This is a genomic window from Corallococcus sp. CA041A (assembly GCF_003612075.1).
Classification (GTDB): Bacteria; Myxococcota; Myxococcia; order Myxococcales; family Myxococcaceae; genus Corallococcus; species Corallococcus exiguus.
In genome coordinates this window covers 1-5642 of record NZ_RAWF01000397.1, presented here as the reverse complement: position 1 = coordinate 5642, position 5642 = coordinate 1, and the positions used below count along the sequence as shown (strand labels likewise).

At 70.1% G+C, this 5642-nt stretch carries 5 protein-coding genes and 1 pseudogene; 3 read left to right on the top strand and 3 right to left on the bottom strand.

All coding sequences use genetic code 11. The features are described 5' to 3' along the window. Positions 1 to 483 (top strand): APC family permease (locus D7V77_RS39570; RefSeq protein WP_120581380.1); only part of this gene is annotated, 483 nt, incomplete at its 5' end. Between the two features lie 102 nt (positions 484 to 585). Here D7V77_RS39570 and D7V77_RS39565 read toward each other — a convergent pair. After that, positions 586 to 1851 (bottom strand): DEAD/DEAH box helicase, encoded by a 1266-nt coding sequence (locus D7V77_RS39565; protein ID WP_120581379.1) that lies wholly within the window; start codon positions 1849 to 1851, stop codon positions 586 to 588. A gap of 109 nt (positions 1852 to 1960) precedes the next feature. After that, complete coding sequence (locus D7V77_RS39560) at positions 1961 to 2965, bottom strand: hypothetical protein (protein WP_120581378.1); 1005 nt, start codon at positions 2963 to 2965, stop codon at positions 1961 to 1963. A gap of 432 nt (positions 2966 to 3397) precedes the next feature. Here D7V77_RS39560 and D7V77_RS45855 point away from each other — a divergent pair, with 432 nt between their 5' ends. After that, a complete protein-coding gene (locus D7V77_RS45855; RefSeq protein ID WP_120581377.1) occupies positions 3398 to 5143 on the top strand; it encodes an FAD-dependent oxidoreductase in 1746 nt (581 codons plus the stop codon). A 37-nt stretch (positions 5144 to 5180) separates the two neighbouring features. After that, positions 5181 to 5519, top strand: a complete 339-nt coding sequence (locus tag D7V77_RS39550) for a UBP-type zinc finger domain-containing protein (RefSeq protein WP_120581376.1) — start codon at positions 5181 to 5183, stop codon at positions 5517 to 5519. 9 nt (positions 5520 to 5528) lie between these two features. On the opposite strand, the pseudogene D7V77_RS39545 reads toward D7V77_RS39550, so the two are convergent. Continuing rightward, positions 5529 to 5642 (bottom strand): annotated as a pseudogene (locus D7V77_RS39545) (IS5/IS1182 family transposase); the annotation flags it as partial.

Below are 5642 nucleotides of genomic sequence, written 5' to 3'. Positions count from 1 at the left end.
CTCCTCATGACCGTGGGCGGGGTGCTGTCCATCCTGGGGACCAACAGCAACACCGTGCTCGCCGGGCCGCGCTACCTGTACGCGCTGGCCCAGGACGGCTTTGGCCCCGCCGCGCTCGCCACGCTCCATCCGCGCTACCGCACGCCGACGGTCGCCATCCTCACGCAGACGGCCATCGCCCTGCCCCTGGCGTTCTCCGGCTCGTTCGAGGTGCTCGCCACGCTCTCCGTGGTGGCCCGGCTCGCCACGTACTTCGGCACGGCCCTGGCGGTGCCCGTGCTGCGCCGCAAGCTCCAGGCGCCCCCGAACGCGTTCCGCATCCCGGGTGGGCCCGTGATTCCCCTCGCCGCCGCAGCACTGTGCGTCGTCTTCGCGCTGAGTGCGGAGCGAGAGAACCTCGTCGCCGGGGCCATCGCGCTCGCGGTGGGCTTCGTGCTCTACCGGTTCCAGCGAAAGCCGGACGGAAAGGCGGCGCTCGGATAGCGCGGGATGTCGCTGAAGCCCCCTCATCAGGGCCTTTGCCTTCAGCAGCTGACAGCCCCAAGCCCCCCGGCCCATTCGCCGCGTTCGCGGAAATGAAGGGCGCTACGGCTTGCGCTTCGGGGGAGGGACGGCGGCGGCGGCTTCGCGCAACTTGTCCTTCTTGCTCTTGCGCCGGCCCTTCACGCCGCCGTTCGGATCCAGCGGCGGTGCGGCGGACACGGCCGTCTGCGTCGGCTCAAAGCCCGCCACCTGCTCTCGCGCGACGGACAGGTTGTTGCGCTTCTCGATGAGGCGGAAGTGGGCTTCGGTGTCCGCGCTGACGAAGCTGATCGCCACGCCCTGGTCGCCCGCACGCCCCGTGCGGCCGATGCGGTGCACGTAGTCCACGGTCGAACGCGGCAGGTCGTAGTTCACGACCGCGGGCAGGCCCGCGATGTCCAGGCCGCGCGCGGCGACGTCGGTGGCGACGAGGACGCGCACGCGCTTCGCCTTGAAGTCCGCGAGCGCCTGCGTACGGGCCCCTTGGCTGAGGTCTCCGTGCAGCGACGTCGCGGGGATGCCGGCGCGGTTGAGCTTCAGCGCGACATGGTCCGCCGCGTAGCGGCTGGCGACGAACGTGAGGACGTGGGACCACGCGTGGGTTTCCAGCAACTGCCGAAGGAGCATCGTGCGCCGGGGCGCATCCACCTGGATGGCCCGCTGGAGGATTTGGTCCGCGGAGGGCAACTCGCCGTCATCGACGTCGATGCGCGTGGGCTCGTGCAGCAGTCGCTCCGCGAACGTACGCACGGCGGGCGGGAACGTGGCGGAGAACAGCAGGTTCTGGCGGCGCGCGGGCAGGAGCGTGAGCAGGCGGTTGAGCTCGTCAGCGAAGCCCAGGGAGAACAGCCGGTCGGCCTCGTCGAGCACCAGCGTCTCCACCTCCCCCAGCCGGAGCGCGTTCTGCTCCACGAGGTCCAGCGCGCGGCCCGGTGTGGCCACGACGACGTCCGCGCCGCCCCGGAGCGCCAGCATCTGCGGGTTCGCGGAGACGCCGCCGACCGCGAGACAGGTCTTCAGCGGCTTCTTCAGGTGACGGCCATACCGCTGGAGGGAGTCGACGATCTGGGCGGCGAGCTCCCGCGTGGGGACCAGGATGAAGGCCCGCACCGGCCGGACCGTCCCACCCGGCCGGGCGCGCAAGGCCTCCAGGAGGGGCAGCAGGAACGCCGCGGTCTTCCCCGAGCCCGTCTTCGCCGAAGCCTGGACGTCGCCGCCGCGCAGCACCACGGGGATGGCCGCGCGCTGCACCGGCGTGGGTTCGTCGTATCCAAGTTCGGCCACGGCGCGGACGAGCGCGTCCGACAGGCCAAGTGAAGCGAAGGTCATGGGAAGAGAACCCTGGGTAGCACGACGCGTCGAACCCTATCCTACCTGGCGCGGGGGGCGGCGGCTTCACGCGCGGCGGGGCCACGATGGCCTTGGGTGGCGTGATCCATCAGAGGTTGCTTTCCTCGGTGTCCGGATCCAGGCGCACGAGGTACGGCGGGACGGTCCACTTCAGGGCCTGGTCCAGGTTGCCCGCCCTTGCGCTTCCGAGGAGCAGGATGGGGGCGAGCCCCATTCCCGTGATGAAGTCCCCGGTGCCGTCGGTGCGCCGTCGGTACTCGGCGATGGCGTCCTTGAGGTGGGTGGTGCCACCGCGCGAGGCGATCAACGCGTTCAACATGCCCGCGGCGTTCACGCCCTTGGTCACCGCCGCCCTCAGCGCATCCCTGTACTCGTCGTACTCCTCTTGCGTGAGCACGCTCTGCTGACGGATCCGCTTGAGGTAGCGGAGCTTCGGAATCAACGCGTCGCGCTGGTCACGCAGCAGGCTGCCCATGAGCGGGACCTGTCCGGCCGGGTCGTTGTGGAAATACTGCTGCGTCAGGTCCATGTCGCCCAGCGAGATGTCGACATCCATGTGGATGCCCCCGACGAAGTAGAGATAGAGCAGTCGCGCCAGGTCCGAGAAGTATTTGACGTCATCCCAGATGCCAGCCAGCGCGGATTTGCCGGCCCGGCTCGCCAGCTCCGTCAACCAGCCACCGCTGTCGAGCCGCTCGATGGCGAGGACCCGAAAGCCCGCCTGCTCCAGCCTGCGCCGTTGGGTGGCGCGCAGGGGCCGCTTGTCCTGGGGCGCTTGAGGGCGCTTGGAGAAGATGAAGACGCCCTTCGTCTTCGCGATCGCCCCTTCGAGGTGCGAGTCCAGCACCCGCTCGACCTCGTCGGAATACCAGAGGTGACACGTCCAGCCCGCCCGCTTCGCCCGGATCCCATCGGCGATCAGCTCTTCGACCACCGCGGGACTCATGGGTCCGCCGGTCCAGAAACGATGGATGTTCTTCGGGATGGCGTGCGTCGTCCCCATCGGGGAGCCGAGGATCCCCGAGATGATCAGCGCCTCCTGGGCCTGACTGGGATGCAGGTGCACCTGCCCGGTGGTCGAAGCACGGGGCATGGCGAAGAGGCCTCGAGGGACCTCCAACAAGGGCGCGGGCGTGAGGCTCGCGGACGGGCGGGACCTCCGGATATCGAACAGCCGAACGGGAGTCTCACCCACGCTCGGCCCCTGGGGACCGTGCTCCGCGCAGATGCCGAGCGAGCAGAAACGACACGTGTCGCGAACCCACTCACCGATCAGCGCTCCACTTCGATGCGCCGGGTCGTGGCAGATCCCCAGATCACAGAATGCACACATGGCCTGCGTCCTCGAAGGGTGAACGAGCGTCGAAAGCGCGCAGTCTGTCCGCAGGCACGTGTCACGGGAATGGGTGCACCGAGACCTCCTGCCCCTGCCTCCGTTTTGACACGGGCACGGCAGGCGGCCGGTGGAGCACCCTGCCCGTGCGCTGTCGCCCGCGCGTCCCGTGCCCATGCATTGAGCACGGTCATGCCTCCCCCTCCCTTGCCTCCGAACCTCGAGTCGCGCCGTCCCCAGATGTTCCCCGTCCTGGACGCCCGGGACATCGAGCGCATGCAGCGCTTCGGTGAGGTCCGGCACTTTCGTGATGGGGAGTGCCTCTTCGCGGCCGGGCAACCGAGCCCTGGGATGCTCGTGCTCGCCCAGGGCCGGGTGGCCCTCTCCCGGCGTGATGGCCTGGGACACTCGATTCCCATCGTGGAGGAGGGCCCGGGCCAGTTCCTCGGTGAAGTGGCCCAGCTCTCCGGACGCCCCTCGCTTGTCGACGCTCACGCGGTAGGGGAAGTAGAGGCGCTGGTCATCCCCCCGCACCGGCTGCGTGCGCTGCTCGTGGCGGAGGCGGACCTCGGCGAGCGCATCATGCGCGCCCTCATCCTGCGCCGCGTGGGCCTGCTCGAGACAGGCGCCGGTGGGCCCGTCCTGGTGGGCCCTCCCGAGGGCGCGGGCAGGGTTCGCCTGGAGGGCTTCCTCTCGCGCAATGGCCACCCGTATCTCGCGATGGATCCGGCGCGGGGCGCGGAGGCGGCTTCGCTGTTCGAGCGCTACTCGCCAAACGCGGAGGAACTCCCGCTCGTGGTGTGTCCGGATGGCTCGGTCCTGAAGAATCCCTCCGAGAGCACCCTTGCCCGAGCGCTCGGCCTGCTGCCGGAGGGGGCCTTCGAGACGCACTATGACGTCGCCGTGGTGGGCGCGGGGCCCGCGGGGCTCGCCACCGCTGTGTACGCGGCCTCCGAGGGGCTGCGAGTGCTCGTCCTGGATCAGCGGGCCTTCGGAGGGCAGGCGGGCGCGAGCGCGCGCATCGAAAACTATCTGGGGTTCCCCACGGGCATCACCGGCCAGGCGCTCACCGCGCGCGCCTACGTGCAGGCGCAGAAGTTCGGCGTGGAGATGGCCATCCCAGCAGAGGTCGCCTCCCTGCGCTGCGCCGCCCCTGGCGCGCCGCTCACGCTCGCTCTGACCGACGGGCGCAAGGTGCGCACGCGGACCGTGGTGGTTGCCAGTGGCGCGCGCTACCGCCGTCCCGCGCTCGCGAACCTCGGCCAGTTCGAGGGCCGTGGGGTCTTCTACTGGGCCAGCCCCATCGAGGCGCGCATGTGCGCCGACGAGGAGGTCATGCTCGTCGGCGGTGGCAACTCCGCGGGCCAGGCGGCCGTGTTCCTCGCGGGCCACGCGCGTCGGGTCCGCGTGCTCGTGCGTGGCCGGGAGCTCGCGGCGAGCATGTCCAGCTACCTCGTCGAGCGCCTGGCCGCGTCCCCTCGCATCGAGCTGGTGATGGAGACGGAGGTGGTGGAGCTGGCGGGCTCGGACGAGCGCGGCCTGCGGCGCGTGCGCTGGCGGCACCGACCCAGCGGGCGAGAGGAAGCGGACGACGTGCGTCACCTCTTCCTCTTCATCGGGGCGGATCCGGCCACGGAGTGGCTCACGGGCTGCGGTGTGGCACTGGACGCGAAGGGATTCGTGTGCACGGGCGCGGTGCTCGGCGAGGAGCCGCTCCAGGCGGAAGCCTGGGAGGCCGCCGGGCGGGCGCCGTTGGGCTTCGAGACGAGCCTGCCAGGAGTGTTCGCCATCGGCGATGCGCGCTCGGACTCCGTCAAGCGGGTGGGCGCGGCGATTGGAGAGGGTGCGGCCGTGGTGGCGCAGCTGCATGCCTGCCTGGCCTCCGCCGCCACGCGCGTTGCGACAGCCCCCCTCACATCCCCATGTTCGACACCATGAGGCCATCGGTCGGAGGCCCCAACACGGAGCGCGAGCCATGAAGAAGGCATGTCCCCACCTGGAAGACACCCAGCAGCACCGGACGGCTCCCGTCCACCCCAGCGGCCACGGATGCATGGAGTGCCTGAAGGACGGAGGGGACTGGGTCCATCTCCGGATGTGCCTGACCTGTGGGCACGTGGGCTGCTGCGACGACTCGCCGTCACGCCACGCGACCCAGCACTTCCACGCCAGCGCCCACCCGGTCATCAAATCGTTCGAGCCTGGAGAGAACTGGGCCTGGTGCTTCGTGGACGAGCAGTTCCTCGACCGGATCCCCACCTTCCCAGGCGAGTCACCGCCGGTGCACTACTCAGCCCCCATGAGCGCGCCCTAGGGGGTGTCCCTAATTAAGCCAAAGCATCATGCAGGCCAGGTGGAGGACCGCCAGGTAGTTGGTGGCGGTCTTCTCGTAGCGGGTGGCCACGGCGCGGAAGCGCTTGAGGCGGTGGAACATGCA